Origin of the sequence: Collinsella aerofaciens, from assembly GCF_032584215.1 — a bacterium.
GTDB lineage: Bacteria > Actinomycetota > Coriobacteriia > Coriobacteriales > Coriobacteriaceae > Collinsella.
This window is the reverse complement of record NZ_JAWHPN010000010.1, coordinates 33,275-51,161: the sequence shown is the minus strand read 5'-3', so window position 1 is coordinate 51,161 and position 17,887 is coordinate 33,275. Positions and strand designations below refer to the sequence as shown.

Below are 17,887 nucleotides of genomic sequence, written 5' to 3'. Positions count from 1 at the left end.
AATTGTGTCCATAAGTTTATTGTGCCGTTGAGCCGAGGAGTCGTTATGCCACGCGAGACCAATGCCGCCAAGCGCGAGCGCGCCATCGAGGTGTGTGAGCGCCTCAACCGTCGCTATGGCCCGGTCGAGTGCTTTTTGGACCACGAGAATCCCTTCCGCCTGCTGATCGCGGTGCTGCTCTCGGCGCAAACGACCGATGCGCAGGTCAACAAGGTGACGCCGCGGCTGTTTGCCCAGTGGCCCACGCCCGAGGCCATGGCCGGGGCGAGCGTGGCTGACGTGGCAGACACCATCAAGTCACTCGGCTTCTACAAGAGCAAAGCCAAGCATGCCGTCGAGGCTGCGCAGATGATTGTCGCCGACTATGGCGGCGAGGTACCGGCCGACATGAAGGAACTCGTGAAGCTGCCGGGCGTGGGACGCAAGACGGCGAACATCGTGCTCAACGTGGGGTATGGCATCGTGGAAGGCATTGCGGTGGACACGCACGTCAACCGGATTGCGCACCGCCTGATGCTGAGTCCCAAGACGCATGCAAAGGAGCCGCTCAAGACCGAGCAGGATTTGCTCAAGATTTTGCCGCACGAGTATTGGGAGTCGGTTAACCATCAGTGGATCACCTTCGGTCGCGAGATCTGCGACGCCCGCAAACCCAAATGTGACGAGTGTCCGCTGGCAGATTTGTGCCCCAGCGTGCGCGTAGCGGGGTAGGGCGGAACGCATCTTCGTCTGGCGTTTTTTGCGGGGCTGGGTTTGCCCTTGAGCCGGAGTCCTCTCCATGCGCTACCATGACAGACAATGTATTTGACGTACGACCCGCCGAGCTTGCCCCGGCGGGCTTTTGGCGTTGCGATGCCGGAGGAACAGCATGCTCATTCACCGTATAGCCGCGCAGCTCTACACTGCCGAGGCGCTGCAGACCGTCGAGGCCGGACTCGATGCCGGCGAGGACGTGACGCTGGCCGTGTCGCAGTCGGGCCGCACGCTTATGGCGGCCGCCCAGTTTGCGCGCCGTCCGCGCCCGACGGTCTACATTGTGAGTGGCGAGGATGCGGCCGATCGCGCCGCGCGCAGCCTTGCCGCCTACGTGGGCCTGGCGCACGTGTGCCGTTTTCCCGAGCGCAAGGACTATCCGTGGCGCGAGCAGGCGCCCGACGACGCCGTGGTAGCGCAGCGATGCGAGGCCCTGGGACGCATCGTGCGCGGGGACAACTGCATCATGGTTGCCTCGGCCCGCGCGCTGCTGCGCTGCGTGCCGCCGGTCGAGAGCCGCTATTGGGAGTCCACCACTTTTGCGGTGGGCGAGGAGATTCCTTTTGACGAGGTGCCGCAGCGCCTGGTGGGCATGGGCTACACCAATGCCGGTGCCGCTGATGCGCCCGGTCTGTTCCGCGTTCACGGCGACACCGTCGAGGTGTTTCCCGCGCAGGAGAAAGCACCCGTGCGCATTGAGTTCTTTGGCGACGAGATTGACCGCATCCGCCGCATGGTGAGCTCAACGGGGCAGACCATCGGCAATGAGGACAGTATCGAGATCTTCCCCTGCCGTGAGCTGGCGCTTACCGACGATGCCGTTCACAACATGCACGTGGCGCTCTACCGCGCAAGCCAGGACGACAGCAAGCTGGCGGCGCTGCTTGAGATGGTGGATGCACGCATTGTTACGCCCGAGCTCGACCGCTTTTTGCCGGTGATGTACGGCCAGACCGTGAGCCCGCTGGCACACGTGAGCGGCAAGGCGCTCGTGGTCCTGTCCGAGCCGCGCTCGCTGTTCGATGACTGTCTGCGCGCCTACGAGGATATCGAGGCGCGTGCCGGCGAGGCGGGGATTGACCGACTGGATGGCCTGTATGTACGCGCCCAGCAGCTCGATTTTGGTGCTCAGCAGCGCCTGAACTATGTGAGTCTGATTCGTGCCGGCGGCGCGGTGACGGCCGAGCTCAAGATTGAGCAGCCGGCCATCGCAGGCTCGGACAATCGCTTTATGACGCGCATCCAAGAGGTCGTGGGCAAGCGCTATGCCTGCGTGTTTGCCATCCCCGACCGCGGTGCGCGCGAGTCGATGGAGCTCACCTTTGGCGACGAGGGCATTACCTTTGAGGAATCGCTGACCGCGGCGCCCGAAAATGCCGGCGCTATCGGCGACCGCGTGCGCGTGGCAGCGGCGGATTCCGCCGACCGTGCTGCCCGCCAGGAGGCCCATGCTTCCATTCGCGAGCGTAAGGCCGATGCGCTCAACGCCCGCTCGCTCGAGGCGGGTGCCGCGCAGGCTGCCGCCGGCGCCGCCGTGCCCACCATCTCGCGCGGGCGCGTGACCTTTGTCGATGCCGCCTTGCCGCAGGGCGTGGTGGTGCCCGATGCCAACCTGGCCGTGTTCTCGATCGCCGACCTCAACGCCCGCATGGACGCCAACCGCGCGCGCAGCCGCCGCAAGGTTGACATTACGCAGATCACCTTCCCGTTTAAGCCGGGCGACTACGTGGTGCACGCTACCCACGGTATCGCACTCTTCAGCGAGATTGCGCGCCAGGAAGTGGGCGGCAAGGAGCGCGACTACTTTTTGCTGGAATACGCCGATGGCGACAAGCTCTACGTGCCGCTCGAGCAGGTCGACCGCATCACGCGCTACGTTGGTCCCGACGGCGATAAACCGCGCTTGACCAGGCTCAACACCGCCGACTGGACGCGTGCCACGAACAAGGCGCGCAAGAACGCCAAAAAGCTGGCGTTTGACCTGGTCGATCTGTATACGCGCCGCTCGTCGATTACCGGTATCGCCTGCCCGCCCGATACGCCCGAGCAGATCGAGATGGAGGAGAGCTTCCCCTACGACGAGACGCGCGACCAGCTGGAGGCTATCGCCGACATCAAGGCCGACATGGAGGCGCCCAAGCCCATGGACCGCCTGCTGTGCGGCGACGTGGGTTTCGGCAAGACCGAGGTCGCCCTGCGCGCGGCGTTTAAGTGCGTGGACTCCGGCCGCCAAGTCATGGTGCTCTGCCCCACGACCATTCTGGCCCAGCAGCACTACGAGACGTTCTTTGAGCGCTTTGCCCCGTTTGGCCTTGAGGTCGAGGTGCTCAGCCGCTTCCGCACCCCGGCGCAGCAGAAGCGCGCGCTCAAGGCGTTTGCCGAGGGCACGATCGACGTGCTCATCGGCACGCATCGTCTGCTTTCGGCCGATGTGAACCCCAAGAACCTGGGCCTGGTGATTATCGACGAGGAACAGCGCTTTGGCGTGCAGCACAAGGAGCAGCTCAAGAACCTGCGCGAGCAGATCGACGTGCTCACGCTTTCGGCAACGCCGATTCCGCGAACCATGCAGATGGCCACGAGCGGCGTGCGCGATATGAGCCTGATCACCACGCCGCCGACTGGGCGTCGTCCCGTGATCGTGCACGTGGGGGAGTACGACCCCGATGTGGTGAGCGCGGCGATTCGCCTGGAGGTGGGTCGCGGCGGCCAGGTGTACTACGTGTCCAACCGCGTCAAGACCATCGACGACGCCGTGGCGCGCGTGCACGAGGCCGCGCCCGAGGCACGCGTGGGCGTGGCGCACGGCAAGATGAGCCCGCGCGAGGTCGAGGACGTGATGATCGAGTTCGCGACCAAAAAGATCGACGTGCTCATCGCCACGACCATCGTGGAGAGCGGCATCGACAACGCGACCGCCAACACGCTGATCATCGAGGACTCGCAGCGCTTGGGCCTGGCGCAGCTCTACCAGCTCAAGGGCCGTGTGGGCCGTTCTGCCACGCAGGCCTACGCGTACTTTATGTTCCCGGGCGAGCTGCCGCTCACCGAGGAGGCAACGGCGCGCCTGACCGCACTTTCTGAGTTCCAGGACCTGGGCAGCGGCATGCGCATCGCCATGCGCGACCTGGAGATCCGCGGTGCCGGTTCGCTTATGGGCGCCGAGCAGCACGGTAACCTGTCGAGCGTGGGCTTTGACCTGTTTACGCAGATGCTGGGCCAGGCCGTGGCCGAGGCGCGCGGCGATGACGATGCCGGCGTGGAGGCGGCGAGCGTGGGCATCAACCTGCCGGCCGACTACTTCTTGTCCGAGGAGTATATGCCGGCGGTGGACCAGCGCGTGCTCGTGTACCGCAAGCTCGCGGCGGCCGAGGACCTGGAGAGCATCGATGAGGTGCAGGAAGAGACCGAGGCCGCGCATGGCGAGCTGCCGTTGGCGGGACTCAACCTGTTCAATCGCGCACGCATCCGCATTCGCGGCGAGCGCCTGGGGCTCGAGAGCGTTACGCTCAGCGGCGGACGCATCACGTTTTTGGGCGTCGACGTGCCCAAGAAGGTGGTCTATGAGCTTAAGACCCGCTATGGTGCGGTGAACTTCCCCAAGAGCCGCAAGCTGTCGGTGCCCTACAAGGCGGGCGCCGGTGCGGGCAGCGGCCTGGGTCGCGGTCTCGACGCCAACGACGGCACCGGCCCGGTGGCCGCGGCGCTCATGCTGCTGCAACAGCTGGGTGCTAGCGACGACGACTAGCGGGTCGACGCTGCAAACGCTCCATTTGGGCAATCTGACCCTCACTCGTCGGTCGCGTACGCAAGTACGCTTCCCTCCTCCTTCGGGCCACCTTGCCACAAATGGAACGTTTTCGCTCACTTATGCTCAACCTGTAAGGGTATTTATGGGACAAAGCTATCTTTGCCCCACCATGTTGCGGGTCGACCCTTCGCCCGACCGAAAGGAAAGCATGTTCGGGTACATCTATAAGAAAGACGCTGCTGCTATCGCGGTCATCCTTGCCCTCTGCCTGGGCGTGGGCACCTTTTTCGATTACCAAATCTCGAGCATGCTGTTCAACTCGTCCAGCATGTACGGCCGCTTTATCGAGGCCGCCGGCGAGCTGCCGTTCGAGCTGACGACGAGCGTCGCAGGCGTTATGCTCGTGCGCTCGGCGCGCTCCGATTCCAAGGCGAGCAAATGGCTCGCCGTGCTCGGCATCCTCGTCAACGTTGGCCTGACCGGCTACGAGATCGTTTCGTCCCTGAGGGTTGGCGGCAAACTCATCGCGGCTCAGTTGGTGCTGACGTTTGTGCTGGCCATCGTCGCCAACCTTATCGTCTATTGTCTCACGCGCACGACCGAGCCCGATGAGCTCACGCGCTGGTCGTTGATGGTGCTTGCCGTGTGGGTCGTTCAGGCCATTATCCTCAACGTGATCGTCAAACCGCTGTGGTCGCGTCCGCGCATGCGCGTGATCGAGGTGACGCAGGGGCTCGAGTTTCAGCCGTGGTGGGTGATCGGCAACCCCGACAAGTGGACTTATATCGCCGCCGGTGTAATCAAGGACGGCTTTAAGTCGTTTGCGAGTGGGCACACGGCGCACGCGGCGATCGGCCTTATGCTCGCCGGGCTTCCCGCGGCGGCCTTTAAGGAAAAACCGTCGCGCCGCCGCGTGGTCTTTTGGACGGCGGCTGTGGTCGCGGCACTCGTCGCGTTTGGCCGCATCGTGATCGGAGCGCACTTTTTGAGTGACGTGAGCTGCGGTTTTGCCCTGGTACTGGCACTTGAGTGCCTTGCCGCGCGCATTGCCTATCCCAGCGGCGTACAATGGCTCCGTTTGAATCATCTGACCGATACCCGGTAAGAGAGGATTGCCATGCTCGCGTTTAACAACGACTATTCCCACGGTGCACATCCGGCAGTGCTGCAGGCGCTCGTCGATACCAACATGGAGCCGCAGCCCGGCTACGGTACCGATGCGCACACCGAGCGTGCCAAGCAACTTATTCGCGAGGCCTGTCAGGCGCCTGACGCCGACGTGTTTTTCCTGGTGGGCGGCACGCAGGCTAACGCCACGGTGATCGACATGCTGCTCGCGCCGTACGAGGGCGTCGTTGCTGCCGAGACCGGCCACGTCGCCTGCCACGAGGCGGGCGCCATTGAGTTTGGCGGCCACAAGGTGCTCACCATCCCCGGCTACGAGGGCAAGATGCACGCCGAGGACCTCGAGAACTATATCCAGGTGTTCTACGAAAACGAGAGCTACGAGCACACGGTGTTTCCGGGCGCCGTGTACGTGAGCCTATCGACTGAGTACGGCACGCTGTACTCCAAGGCCGAGCTCGCGGCGATTTACGCGGTGTGCCAGAAGCGCGAGATTCCGCTGTTTGTGGATGGCGCCCGCCTGGCCTATGCACTGGCGGCCGATGAGTGCGACATTACCCTGCCCGAGCTGGCGCAGCTGTGTGACGTGTTCTACATCGGCGGCACCAAGTGCGGCGCGCTCTGCGGCGAGGCTGCGGTGTTCTGCGGCATGCACGCTCCGGCACATCCCATTCCGCGCATTAAGCAGCACGGCGCGCTGTTGGCCAAGGGCCGCCTGACGGGCGTGCAGTTTGAGGCACTCTTTACCGATGGCTTGTATTTTGAGATTGGTCGACAGGCGATCGAGACGGCTCAGGCGCTGCGTCGTGTACTGCACGAGCGCGGCTACCAGTTCTTTTTGGAGACGCCCACAAACCAGCAGTTTGTGATTCTGCCCAACGAGGACATGGCGCGCATTCGCGAGCACGCCTCGATCGAGTACTGGGAAAAGTACGACGAGACCCACACGGTGGTGCGCTTTTGCACTAGCTGGGCCACGACGCAGGAGGATATCGACGCGTTGGCGGCTGTCCTGTAGCCTGATGTAATGACGAGGGGCCGCCTTGCGCTTGGGTTTGGCGCAAGGCGGCCTTTGTTTTTGAGGGAGAAGGGTTGTATGACCGAGATGTTCGAGCCGACGATTCGTCTGGCGACGCCCGATGATGCGCCGGCGTTGCTTGCCATCTATGAGCCGTATGTGCGCCAGACGGCGATTACCTGCGAATACGAGGTGCCGAGCGTTGAGGAGTTCGCCGGGCGCATCGAGCGTACGCTCAAGCGCTATCCGTATCTGGTGATGGAGCTGGACGGGCGTCCGGTAGGTTATGCCTATGTGAGTCCGCTCAACAGCCGCGAGGCATACGACTGGTCGGTCGAGACATCGATCTACCTGGCGCGCGATGTGCGCCACGGCGGGCTGGGCCGCAAGCTGCACGACGCGCTCAAGCAATGCCTGATTGCGATGGGCATCACCAACATGTGCGCGCTCATCGCCGTGCCGCACGACAAGGACGACGAGTATCTGACGCATAACAGTCAGGATTTCCATGCCCATATGGGGTATCGCCTGGTGGGTGCCTTCGACCGCTGCGCCCAAAAGTTCGGCCGCTGGTACGACATGTGCTGGATGGAGCTGGTCCTTGCCGAGCGCACACCCAACCAACCAAAACCAATCTGGTTCCCCGACCTCCCCAAACCTACCATTTAGGGGCAGGTTTATTTTGGCAGGTTAGCCGATGGGCTCGGTGTATTTGGCACGGTCGGTGCGCTGGATGCGCTTGGAGACATGGAGCGGTCGGCCGTCGGTGTCGTAGACGTAGTCGGTGATCAGGATCAGCGCCTGCCCGCGCTCGACGTTGAGCAAAAACGCCTCGTTTTGCGAGGCATAGCACACCTCAAAGGTCTTGTGCCCCTGTGCCGGCGCGCGATGGAATTCCTGGCGCAGCGTGGCGTAGAGCGAACCGTTGATATCGCGATCGATGAGTGCTTCAAAGCTCGGTGGTAGATAGGTGGTCTCCAGGCACAGCGGCGCATCGTCCAGATAACGCAGTCGGACAAGTTTGACGAGCTTGCTGCCCACGGCGACATCGAAGAACTTGGCCGCATTGCCCGCGGCCTTGGCAAAGCCCGAGTCCACCGTGCGCGTGGTGGGCTTCATACCCTGGCCCTGGACCTGTGTCGTGTAGCTCGAAAACACCAGGTTGTTCTCGTGGAGCGCCGGCGTGTCGGCCACAAAGGCGCCACGCCCGCGCTCGGTGCGCACCAGGCCCTCATCAACGAGCACCTTAAGGGCGTGGCGTACGGTGCTGCGCGACAGCCCCGATTCGTCCATGAGTTCCATCTCGGACGGCAGCTTGTCTCCGCGTGCGTAGGTGCCGGAGGCGATGCGGTCGCGCAGCATGCCCGCCAAGCGCTCGTATTGGGTCAGTCTCTTTTTAGATGAAGCGTTCATGCGATCAACCTGTATCTAACCTGTATGCGTATCTAATCAAGCATGTATTCAATACAACAACAAAACCGCTGGTAGCAAGTTATCGAAAACCGTATTAGCAAATTTTCTAAGACAAATATAGCATACAACTAGTCGACATAACCAAAATATGTATGTAACTTGTATGTCATCGAGAGCATCAAACGAGAAGAAAGGCTGATGCACGATGACTACTCAGGAACAGGTTAAGGACGTCGTCTCCCAGGTTTTGGCCGACAAGGCAGACAAGGGCGGCATCAAGCGCGTCGTGTGGATTGGCGCCGGCGGATCCAACGGCGGCAACTATCCTGCCCAGTACTTTATGGAGCACGAGGCCACGCAGGTCGTGAGCTCCAGCTACACCAGCAATGAGTTCGTGCACGCAACTCCTGCCTACGTTAACGAGAACACCCTGGCCGTCGTCGTGTCCATGCGCGGCACCAAGGAGACCATCGTCGCCGCCCAGGTCGCCAAGGACCACGGCGCCAGCACCATCGCCATCTATGTCGACGAGTCCGGCCTCACCGAGGTCTGCGACTACAAGATTCAGTATGACAGCCTGGCCGTCGACGAGTCTTGCATGGGCCGTACCAACTCCGCCGTCGTGACCATGATCGCCATGGAGCTTACGCAGCAGACCGAGGGCTATGCCGAGTATGAGACCGCTATGGCCGCCTTCGACCTGGTTGACCCCATCTATCGCAAGGCCGTCGAGTACACCCGTCCGCTCGCCGCCAAGTGGGCCGAGCAAAACGCCGACAAGCCCTGCATCAACGTGATGGCTCAGGGTCCGCTCTTTGGTGCCGCCTACGTCTTTAGCATCTGCAACGTGCAGGAGATGCTGCAGATCGACTCCTGCACCATCAACACCTGTGACTTCTTCCACGGCCCCTTCGAGATCCTGGACAAGCGCACCTCGCTGTTCCAGCTCATCAGCGTCGGCCGCAGCCGCTGCAACGACGAGCGCGGTATCCGCTTCGTCAACCAGTACGGTGGCGAGCGCGTCTATCAGCTCGACGCCAAGGAGCTCGGCCTCAACGACATCAAGGACAGCGTGAGCGAGTACTTCAACCACCTGATCTTTGCCCCGATCCTCAACAACGTGTACATGCGTGCGCTCTCTGCCGTCACCCACAAGGACTACATGACGCGCCGCTACATGTGGAAGCTGGACTACTAGGGGATAGAGCGGCCTAACAGCTCGATGTCCTCATAAGTTGCGGTGGAATAGTTCCTGTTTGAGGGCTTGAAGCCTCTATTTAGGAACTATTTCACCGCAACCGCCCAGTAATCCGCTGGGGGCGGAGGAAAACGGATCACTTATCCGCTCGCCGATTTGTGTCTTGAAAAATGTATATAACGACTATAACGTAGTACGAAACATATTGGAAACAATACCGAGGAGGCTGCGTTGAAGAAGAGCAATCTGGGCTATGTGCTGGTGCTGATCGCCGCGCTTATGTGGGGCAGCATCGGAATCTTTGTAAACGGCATCTCGGCCATGGGCGTTTCGTCCCAGAGCATGGCTGCCTTTCGCTTGTTGGTCGGAGCGCTTATCTTGGCGCCGGTCCTGATGTTTATGGGCTGCCGTCCGGGTGAGGGGTCTACCGTGGCTCAGGGTCCGCTGGCCCTGTTCAAGGCAAGCCCTAAAGAGCTTGTTCCCTGTGCGCTTGTCGGCATCGTCGGTTTGGCCGCCGCCAACACCTGTTATTACGAGTGCATGGGCGAGGTGGGCATGTCCACGGCCTCGGTGCTGCTCTACACCTCGCCGGTGTTTGGCGTCATGCTCGGCCGCGTGCTTTATCGCGAGGACGTGACCCCCAACAAGCTCGTTGCCATTGTCTTTAACATCGTAGGCTGCGTGCTTGCAGTGACCAATGGCGACCTTTCCGGTTTTCATTTTTCGGTTTGGGGCGTCACGTCGGGCGTGATTGCAGGCCTTTGTGGTGCGTCGCTCGCGGTGTTTAGCCGAATAGCAACCAAGACGGTCCACCCGCTGGCTGTCACGTTTTGGGGCTTTGTTTTTGGCGGTGCGGTTATGGCAGCTATCGCGGCTCCGTGGCCGGATGTCGCCGCGGCAATGTCGCCACAGCTGCTGCTGCTGTTCCTTGGCTTTGGACTCATCCCCACAGCCGTTGCTTACATCTTATATATGCAGGGTCTGTCCATGGGGCTCGAGACATCGAAAGTTCCCGTCGTAATGTCTTTCGAGACGGTCGTCACCGTACTGGTGGGCATTGGTGTCTACGCCGAGCCCGCCGGCGCGATTAAAGTCCTGGGCATCGTGTTGGTGCTCGCGTCCATCCTGATTATGAACACCGACTTCTCCAAGCTGCGCAACAGTGTGTTTGTCGGTCATGTCATTGAGAGCATGACCTTTAAGCCCAACGCGTGGTGGACCGAAAAATCTCAGGACATGGATCTGTTTAAAGAACGCACCGGCATTGCGCTGGAACCCACCGTACAGGAAAGCCCCTGGTACTTCGTGCGATAGGGGATTGCGCGCAGGGTCTGACCTGGGGTTATCCAGCTAGCGCCGGCCTACCCAGCCCAACGTTTCGAGTACGTTAAACCCGTCAACGGTCGATTTTCACCCGCGAACGGTCTTTATACTAATTAGCAATATAAGCAACGTATAAGACGTTATAATGACCATAACGAAAAGGAGGAGGCAAGATGAATCAGATCATTCTCGCATCTCATGGCGGCCTGGCCGCAGGCGCCAAAGACACGCTCGAGATGGTTCTCGGCGACGTGTCGAACGTCCACGTCGTGTCGCTTGCTCGTGACGACAAGGAGCCCATCACCAATAAGGTTGAGGCTATGATCGCCACGTTCAACGCGGACGACACCGTCTATGTTCTGACCGATATGCTCGGCAGCTCGGTCAACAACAACATGGTCGAGCTTTCCAAGAACGGCACGAAGTTCACGGTTGTCAGCGGTTTCAACATCCCGCTGGCGCTCACGCTCGCTATGAGCCCCGTCCCCGTCAAGGGTGCCGAGCTCGCAGCCCTCATCAACGAGGCCCGCACCGGTCTGACCAACCCCAACGCACCGGTCGAGGCTGCCGCGGCTCCCGCCAAGAAGGCCAAGGCGTCCCGTCACAGCTCCGGTCCCGCCAAGATCGTCCTCGCACGTCTTGACTACCGTCTGCTGCACGGCCAGGTCGTCTTTACCTGGACCACCAAGGTTCAGGCCGAGCGCATCATCGTCGTCGACAACGCCGCCGCCAACGATGACATCAAGAAGGGCGCTCTTAAGCTGGCCAAGCCCCAGGGCGTGCGCCTGAACGTCTTCACCGTCGAGCGTGCCCTCGCCAAGATGGACAAGCTCAACACCCTCGGCGAGCGCGTCATGTTCGTCTTTGGCAACACTGCCGAGATGCTGCAGTTCTGCCAGGGCTACAAGCTCGACGCCATCAACCTGGGCGCCACCGCCAACCACGACGGTGCCGATCAGGTCGGCGGCAAGGACAGCTCCGTCTTCCTCGACGCCAACCAGAAGGCCGACGTCAACCAACTGCTCGACATGGGCATCAAGCTCTACGTCCAGCAGACCCCTACGTATCAGAGCGTCGACATCGACGCCAAGCTGTAATCAACCAGGCTTTTGCCTGACTGAAAGGAGAAGGGTATGAATACGTTCATCAGTGCGGTGCTCGTCGGCCTCGTCGGCGTGTTCTGCATGTGGGACTCCCGCCTGCTCGGTCGTCTTAACTTCGAGCAGCCCCTCGTTGGCGCTACGCTCGTCGGTCTGCTGCTGGGCGATGTGCCCACCGGCCTTGCCGTCGGTGCCGCCGTCGAGCTCGTGTCCATGGGCCTGGTGCAGGTCGGCGCCGCCGTTCCGCCCGATATGGTCCTGGGCGGCATCGTGGCCGCTGCCTTTGCGTGCCTGACCGATGCTTCCGCCGAGACCGCCATGACGATCGCCATCCCGGTCGCCGTCCTGGGTCAGCTCCTCGGCATCGTGTTCCGTTCCATCATCGCCGCCCTCACCCATGTGGCAGATAGCGCGATCGATAACGGAAAGTTCAAGACCGCCTACCGCATGCACATCTGCGCCGGCTCCGGTCTGTACGCCGTCATGTACTTCCTGCCGATCTTCCTCGCCGTCTTTGTTGGCACCGACCTGGTTCAGGCCATCGTCAACATGGTTCCCGAGTGGCTGTCCACTGGTCTTAACGTTTCGACCAAGATCATGACCGCCTACGGCTTGGCCCTGCTGCTCACCATGATGATCAAGAAGGGTATGACTCCGTTCCTGTTCATCGGTTTCCTGCTCGCCGCTTACCTCAACCTGTCCGTCATCGCGGTCGCTCTGATCGGTGTGTGCCTGGCTGTCGTCTTCATGGGCTTCAAGTTCAACGGTTCCCATGCAGCCGCCGGTGTCGATTCCGACTACGATCCGCTCGAAGACGACGAAGACTAAGGAGGAACACACTATGGCAACCGCAACCAAGGACGTGTCCCTGAACAAGAAGGTCAGCCAGTTCTTCTGGCGCTCCTGGGCCATCCAGGCCTCTTGGAACTACGAGCGTCAGATGAACATGGGCTTCCTCTACGGCATGGTTCCCACGCTCGATCGCCTCTATCCGGATGAGTCCGACCCCAAGCAGCTCGCTGCTAAGAAAGAGGCTTACCACCGTCACATGGCGTTCTACAACTGCACCCCGCAGACGAGCGCTTTCATTCTGGGCCTCTCCGCCTCCATGGAGGAGGAGTACGCCAAGGATCCCGAGAACTTCGATCCCGATTCGATCAACGCGGTTAAGACCTCCCTCATGGGTCCGCTTTCCGGTATCGGTGACTCCTTCTTCCAGGGCACCATCCGCGTTATCGCCTTTGGCCTGGGCGTTCAGCTGGCTCAGCAGGGCTCCATCATGGGCCCGATCCTGGCCATGCTCATCTCCATCGTCCCCTCTGTGCTGATCACTTGGTTCGCAGCCAAGATGGGCTATCAGGGCGGCCACGAGTACCTGAGCAAGCTTCAGGGCGGCGACCTCATGGAGAAGCTCATGTATGTCTGCGGCATCGTGGGTCTTATGTCCGTGGGCGGCATGATCGCTACGCTGATCGGCGCTACCACCCCGCTGCAGTTCGCTGAGGGTACCGTCGTTATCCAGGACATCCTAGACGGCATGATGCCCCAGATGATCTCCCTTGGCCTCACCGGCCTTATGTACTGGCTCATCAAGAAGAACGTCAACACCGGTTGGCTTCTCGTGATCGCCATCGTGGGCGGCATTGCCCTCTCCGCGGCCGGCATCCTGGCCTAGTCGCGACTAAGCGCCTAACCGCTTTCCCCGGGGGCCTGCCTGGCATCCCATACCCCAGGCAGGCTTCCATCCCTATACGTGACAAAGGGCAGTCCCTTTGTCACATCCTCAACGGGCCGGCGACTCGGTCCAAACCACGGTAACCCTGCGAGCGCCCGGCAATGTGGCGTCGCAAAAATCGAAAGGAATGTGTCAGATGTACGAGATCGACCTTAACCTCCCTAAGCAGATCGTCGCTGACGTCCTGTCCAACCACGAGATTCACAGCGTCGCCTTCGTCGGCTGCGGTGCTTCCATGTCCGACCTTTACCCCGCCAAGTACTTCCTGGCTAACAACACGGACAAGCTGAACGTTCAGATCTTCACCGCTAACGAGTTCAACTACGACACGCCCTCCTGGGTCAACGAGCACACCTTCGTGATCACCTGCTCCCTCGGTGGCTCCACGCCCGAGACCGTCGAGGCCAACAAGACCGCCAAGAAGCACAACTGCCCGGTCGTCTCCCTCACCAACAAGGCTGGCTCCGCTCTGACCGTCGACGCTGACTACGTCATCGTTCACGGCTTCCACGCCAACTTCGCTGCCAAGTGCGAGAAGCCCGGCTACGCCATCGCTCTTGCTGTCGAGATCCTTCAGCAGACCGAGGGCTATGACCACTACGAGGACATGATCACCGGCCTTACCAACGTCTTCGAGCTCTGCGAGAACGCCGCTCAGCACTGCAAGAAGCTCGCCAAGAAGTTCGCTGAGGACTTCAAGGACGACAAGATGATTTACTTCATGGCCTCTGGTGCCTCCGAGAAGATGGCTTACTCTCACGCCGCCTTCCTGTTCACCGAGATGCAGTGGATCGACGCCGCCGCCTACAACACCGGCGAGTACTTCCACGGCCCGTTCGAGGTTTCCACCGAGGGTAAGCCCTACGTCTTCTTCATGTCCGATGGCGCTACCCGTCCGATGGACGCCCGCGCCCTCACCTTCCTTGAGCGCATGGGCGCCAAGGTCGCTCTGATCGACTCCAAGGATTACGGCCTGGCTGACGCCGTGCCCGCGAGCGTCGTCACCTACTTCAACCCGCTGCTGCACCTCGCCGTTATGCGCGAGTACGGCAACCAGATCGCCGAGGCCCGTCAGCACCCGCTGACCATGCGTCGCTACATGTGGAAGCTTTCCTACTAATCACAAGTAAGTAGACCTTACGGGTTGATTGAGAGGGGATGGGGTTTGCGCCCCGTCCCCTTTTTGCTTTGGGGGCGTGTCTGTCGCGTCATAAAGCCCCAGATAAAACCTACCAAAATAAACCTGTCCCTTTTTGGCAGGTGGGAGGAGATGCATATGATCAAGGCAGTGCTGTTTGACATGGACGGAGTGCTGGTCGATACCGAGTGGTTCTACAACCGTCGTCGCGTGGCGTTTATGGAGGAGAAGGGGTTCCACTTTGACGAGATCCCCGATCTTTCGGGGTCTAACGAGCCGGCCATTTGGGAGGTGCTGGTGCCCGACGATGTTGAGCTGCGCGAGCGCCTTCGCGTGGAGTACAAGCAGGTCTACAGCCCGGACCACCCCGTTCCGTATGCCGAGCTGCTCAACGAGCAGACGGAGCCGGTGATGCGCGCACTGCACGAGCGCGGCGTGAAGTGTGCCATCGCGAGCTCGTCTTATCGTGAGCTCATTGACGAGCTGGTAGAGATTGCCGGTATCGCCGATGTGCTGGACTACACCATCAGCGGTCACGAGTGCAGTGCGTTTAAGCCCGACCCCGAGATCTACCTGCGTGCCATGGAGGCGCTGGGGGTGGAGCCTGCCGAGTGCCTGGTTATCGAGGATTCGCCTTTGGGGATCGAGGCTGGCAAACGTTCCGGCGCCCGCGTCCTGGCACTGCGTCCGCACGAGGGCGTCAACCTCGATCAATCGCGAGCCGATGCCGTTATTGATAATCTGACCGACATTTTGGCCGCTTTGTAGTGTCAATCCGCCGCGAGAAGCACGGGTTCAAACGTTTTTTGCGGTGGACTGGCTCAATTTGGTTTCGATTTTGATCCGTTTGGCTTCGATTCGGACTAAGTGAGTAGACTTTTTGGTGCAAGACGAGCACAAAGCGCATCTGCTCTAGTAAAACCGCAGGTCACAGGGGTGGCGGTTTTGGGTGTGCTCTGCAGGTCGCGTAAAGTCTACTCACTTGTTATTTGGGCCTTTGGTCGTGGGGTTGCTGGTCCCGCTTTGGTTGTCGAGGGAGGGTGAATTGAAGCGCCCCCGCATGTTCCGTGCTACAATCGCCGACATGCCTCACAACCAGATTTGCCTTCGAAAGGAGCCCGCGTGGCGAACGCCATCGATCAGCTCACGGACCGCGTGCTCGTGCTCGGCCGCCTTACCATCGTCCGCCGCGCCATTACTGCCGTGGCGGTCACGATTTCCGCCGTTCTCCAGACATTCCTGATCCAGGCGTTCATTCAGCCCGCCGACCTGCTTCCGAGCGGTCTTACCGGCGTTGCGGTCCTGCTCGATCGCGTTACCTCGCTGGGTGGCGTTCACATCGATATTTCGCTCGGTATGCTCGCGCTCAACATCCCCGTGGCGCTCCTATGCTGGAGCGGCATTAGCAAGCGCTTCGTCATCTTCTCGATGATGCAGGTCGTGCTCTCGTCGCTGTTCCTCAACGTCTTTCACTTCGCTCCATTTTTGGGCGACAAGATCATGCTCATCATTTTTGGCGGCGTGGTCTCGGGTCTGGGCGCTGCCATCGCACTTAAATCCGGCGCATCCACCGGCGGCACCGACTTTATCGCGCTGTGGGTTTCCAACCACACGGGCAAGACCATCTGGGGCGTCATCTTTGGTTTCAACTGCTTTATCCTGGCGATCTTTGGCTTTATGTTTGGCTGGGAAAAGGCGGCGTATTCCATCGTGTTCCAGTTTATTTCGACCAAGACCATCGACAGTTTCTATCGTCGCTACGATCGCGTGACGCTGCAGATCACGACGCGTAAGGCAGACGAGGTCATGACTGCCTACGTAAACCATTTTCAGCACGGCATTAGCTGCGCCGAGGTCGTCGGCGGATATAGCCGCGAAAAGATGTACCTGCTGAACACCGTTGTCTCGACCTACGAGAGTCAGGACATTATCAAGCTGGTGTGCGACGTTGATCCCGGCGCCGTGATCAATGTGTTCCACACGCTCAACTTTGTGGGCGGCTGGTGGGGTGGTCATGTCGACGAGCCCATGCCCACGGCCGTTCCCGATCCCGACAAGCCCGCACGCATGGCCAGCAGGCAGGCGCGCCTCAGCGAACAGGACAGCCTGCAGCAGGACGACGGCAAGTAGGGTATTGGCATTTTGCCGGTCCTGCGCAACCCATCCGAACGAGCCCCCCGAAAGCCCCGTTGCTTTCGAGAGGCTCTCGTTTGCCCAGATAAAACCTACCAAAATGAAGCTGTCGCTTTTTGGTAGGGAGGGTGTATCGTTTTATCATTATGAGGTAATATGAAACTAGACGTTATATACGTATTAGTTATTTCGATATTTCGATAAGAGTGATTAGATATGCCTGCGCCCAAAAATGCACCGCTTTACCAGCAGATTTACGACGAAATCAAGGATGCGATCGAGAAAGGTGTTTATGCACCCAAGGAACGTATTCCGTCCGAGCTTGAGCTAGCCGAGCAGTACGACGTGAGCCGCATTACGGTGCGCCGCGCTGTCGAGGAGCTGTGCTCCGATGGCTACCTGGTTAAGCAGCAGGGCCGTGGCACCTTTGTCTCCACGCCGCACATCAACCGTCAGTTTCACGCCTCGACGCTGCAGACGTTTACCGCGCTGTGTGCCGGCAACGGCATGAAGGCCGGTGCGCACGTGATCGATCGCCAGATCGTTCCGGCGCGCCAAAACGAGATGGAGTTCTTTGGCCTGCAGAAGGATGCGCTGCTGCTGCATATCAAGCGCGTGCGTACGGCCGACGGCGAGCCCATCTTTGAGGAGAACATCTTTGTGCCGTTTGATGCCTACCGCGAGCTGTTGACGGCCGATCTTGAGGACAAGTCGATTTTTGCCGAGGTCGAGCGTGTTGGCGGAACGCCGATTGTCTCGGTTGGCTACCGCACGGTCGAGGCCGTTCGTGCCAATACCGAGCAGGCGGCCGAGCTGGGCATTGCTCCGCACGATCCGCTGCTCAACCTGCGTGCCGGCTTCACGGGCCCCAATGGCGAGCCGGTCCTGATGGGTAAGCAGTACTACGTGGGATCGCGCTACGTTATGGTCATGTAAGTTACGCGGGTTTACCAACCCGCGTAACCAGTTGACGCTGCAAGCCCGCCAGAGCGGCAATCTGCCTTTCAACTTCGGCGGCATGACCAGAAGGTCAATGCCGCCTCGTTTCAAGGCACCTTGCTCGCTCTGGCGGGCTTTCGCTGTCCGCGCCAAAACATCGGCGTTGCCGGGCCGGCACTTGGGGACGTTCCTTTTCTGCCGGCACCTGGGGACACTCCTTAGCCGTTGGGGGCGTTCTTAAACGACTAGTCTGGGCGGCGG

General features: G+C 60.6%; 15 protein-coding genes. 14 read left to right on the top strand and 1 reads right to left on the bottom strand.

Features of this window, described 5'->3' with window-relative positions; all coding sequences use genetic code 11:
- Positions 1 to 45: 45 nt before the first annotated feature.
- The 5 genes from nth (at position 46) to RX395_RS04380 (ending at position 7,316) form a co-directional block, all read left to right on the top strand.
- Positions 46 to 711 (top strand): endonuclease III, encoded by a 666-nt coding sequence (gene nth / locus RX395_RS04400; RefSeq protein WP_035136768.1) that lies wholly within the window; start codon positions 46 to 48, stop codon positions 709 to 711.
- A gap of 157 nt (positions 712 to 868) precedes the next feature.
- Entirely contained in the window at positions 869 to 4,501 is a 3,633-nt protein-coding gene (gene mfd / locus RX395_RS04395; RefSeq protein WP_316365746.1) for a transcription-repair coupling factor, read from the top strand.
- Between the two features lie 211 nt (positions 4,502 to 4,712).
- Positions 4,713 to 5,609 (top strand): phosphatase PAP2 family protein, encoded by an 897-nt coding sequence (locus tag RX395_RS04390; RefSeq protein ID WP_316365744.1) that lies wholly within the window; start codon positions 4,713 to 4,715, stop codon positions 5,607 to 5,609.
- A gap of 12 nt (positions 5,610 to 5,621) precedes the next feature.
- Positions 5,622 to 6,647 (top strand): threonine aldolase family protein, encoded by a 1,026-nt coding sequence (locus RX395_RS04385; protein WP_316365741.1) that lies wholly within the window; start codon positions 5,622 to 5,624, stop codon positions 6,645 to 6,647.
- Positions 6,648 to 6,725: 78 nt separating this feature from the next.
- Positions 6,726 to 7,316 (top strand): GNAT family N-acetyltransferase, encoded by a 591-nt coding sequence (locus tag RX395_RS04380; RefSeq protein ID WP_316365738.1) that lies wholly within the window; start codon positions 6,726 to 6,728, stop codon positions 7,314 to 7,316.
- Between the two features lie 21 nt (positions 7,317 to 7,337).
- On the opposite strand, the gene RX395_RS04375 is transcribed toward RX395_RS04380, so the two are convergent.
- Positions 7,338 to 8,060 carry a GntR family transcriptional regulator gene (locus RX395_RS04375; RefSeq protein ID WP_271739884.1) on the bottom strand — a complete coding sequence of 241 codons (723 nt, stop codon included), beginning with the start codon at positions 8,058 to 8,060 and terminating at the stop codon, positions 7,338 to 7,340.
- 205 nt (positions 8,061 to 8,265) lie between these two features.
- On the opposite strand from RX395_RS04375, the gene RX395_RS04370 reads away from it, so the two are divergent.
- The 9 genes from RX395_RS04370 (at position 8,266) to RX395_RS04330 (ending at position 17,623) form a co-directional block, all read left to right on the top strand.
- Complete coding sequence (locus tag RX395_RS04370) at positions 8,266 to 9,258, top strand: SIS domain-containing protein (RefSeq protein WP_006235139.1); 993 nt, start codon at positions 8,266 to 8,268, stop codon at positions 9,256 to 9,258.
- Between the two features lie 231 nt (positions 9,259 to 9,489).
- Positions 9,490 to 10,572: a DMT family transporter gene (locus RX395_RS04365; RefSeq protein ID WP_022095163.1), complete on the top strand. Its 1,083-nt coding sequence runs from the start codon at positions 9,490 to 9,492 to the stop codon at positions 10,570 to 10,572.
- A gap of 182 nt (positions 10,573 to 10,754) precedes the next feature.
- Positions 10,755 to 11,678, top strand: a complete 924-nt coding sequence (locus tag RX395_RS04360; RefSeq protein WP_195445098.1) for a PTS mannose/fructose/sorbose transporter subunit IIAB — start codon at positions 10,755 to 10,757, stop codon at positions 11,676 to 11,678.
- A 36-nt stretch (positions 11,679 to 11,714) separates the two neighbouring features.
- Positions 11,715 to 12,509, top strand: a complete 795-nt coding sequence (locus RX395_RS04355) for a PTS mannose/fructose/sorbose/N-acetylgalactosamine transporter subunit IIC (protein ID WP_006235136.1) — start codon at positions 11,715 to 11,717, stop codon at positions 12,507 to 12,509.
- A 13-nt stretch (positions 12,510 to 12,522) separates the two neighbouring features.
- Entirely contained in the window at positions 12,523 to 13,356 is an 834-nt protein-coding gene (locus tag RX395_RS04350) for a PTS system mannose/fructose/sorbose family transporter subunit IID (RefSeq protein ID WP_035136780.1), read from the top strand.
- Positions 13,357 to 13,552: 196 nt separating this feature from the next.
- Positions 13,553 to 14,536, top strand: a complete 984-nt coding sequence (locus tag RX395_RS04345) for an SIS domain-containing protein (RefSeq protein WP_230317570.1) — start codon at positions 13,553 to 13,555, stop codon at positions 14,534 to 14,536.
- A 156-nt stretch (positions 14,537 to 14,692) separates the two neighbouring features.
- Positions 14,693 to 15,322, top strand: a complete 630-nt coding sequence (locus tag RX395_RS04340) for an HAD family hydrolase (protein WP_316365732.1) — start codon at positions 14,693 to 14,695, stop codon at positions 15,320 to 15,322.
- 354 nt (positions 15,323 to 15,676) lie between these two features.
- Complete coding sequence (locus RX395_RS04335; protein ID WP_316365730.1) at positions 15,677 to 16,684, top strand: YitT family protein; 1,008 nt, start codon at positions 15,677 to 15,679, stop codon at positions 16,682 to 16,684.
- 219 nt (positions 16,685 to 16,903) lie between these two features.
- Positions 16,904 to 17,623 (top strand): GntR family transcriptional regulator, encoded by a 720-nt coding sequence (locus tag RX395_RS04330; protein ID WP_055310102.1) that lies wholly within the window; start codon positions 16,904 to 16,906, stop codon positions 17,621 to 17,623.
- Positions 17,624 to 17,887: the final 264 nt, after the last annotated feature.

Bases quoted from the DNA above. Each gene is read 5' to 3' on its own strand.
- nth (WP_035136768.1), top strand. From the start codon at position 46: ATGCCACGCGAGACCAATGCCGCCAAGCGCGAGCGCGCCATCGAGGTG.
- mfd (WP_316365746.1), top strand. From the start codon at position 869: ATGCTCATTCACCGTATAGCCGCGCAGCTCTACACTGCCGAGGCGCTG.
- RX395_RS04390 (WP_316365744.1), top strand. From the start codon at position 4,713: ATGTTCGGGTACATCTATAAGAAAGACGCTGCTGCTATCGCGGTCATC.
- RX395_RS04385 (WP_316365741.1), top strand. From the start codon at position 5,622: ATGCTCGCGTTTAACAACGACTATTCCCACGGTGCACATCCGGCAGTG.
- RX395_RS04380 (WP_316365738.1), top strand. From the start codon at position 6,726: ATGACCGAGATGTTCGAGCCGACGATTCGTCTGGCGACGCCCGATGAT.
- RX395_RS04375 (WP_271739884.1), bottom strand. From the start codon at position 8,060: ATGAACGCTTCATCTAAAAAGAGACTGACCCAATACGAGCGCTTGGCG.
- RX395_RS04370 (WP_006235139.1), top strand. From the start codon at position 8,266: ATGACTACTCAGGAACAGGTTAAGGACGTCGTCTCCCAGGTTTTGGCC.
- RX395_RS04360 (WP_195445098.1), top strand. From the start codon at position 10,755: ATGAATCAGATCATTCTCGCATCTCATGGCGGCCTGGCCGCAGGCGCC.
- RX395_RS04355 (WP_006235136.1), top strand. From the start codon at position 11,715: ATGAATACGTTCATCAGTGCGGTGCTCGTCGGCCTCGTCGGCGTGTTC.
- RX395_RS04350 (WP_035136780.1), top strand. From the start codon at position 12,523: ATGGCAACCGCAACCAAGGACGTGTCCCTGAACAAGAAGGTCAGCCAG.
- RX395_RS04345 (WP_230317570.1), top strand. From the start codon at position 13,553: ATGTACGAGATCGACCTTAACCTCCCTAAGCAGATCGTCGCTGACGTC.
- RX395_RS04340 (WP_316365732.1), top strand. From the start codon at position 14,693: ATGATCAAGGCAGTGCTGTTTGACATGGACGGAGTGCTGGTCGATACC.
- RX395_RS04330 (WP_055310102.1), top strand. From the start codon at position 16,904: ATGCCTGCGCCCAAAAATGCACCGCTTTACCAGCAGATTTACGACGAA.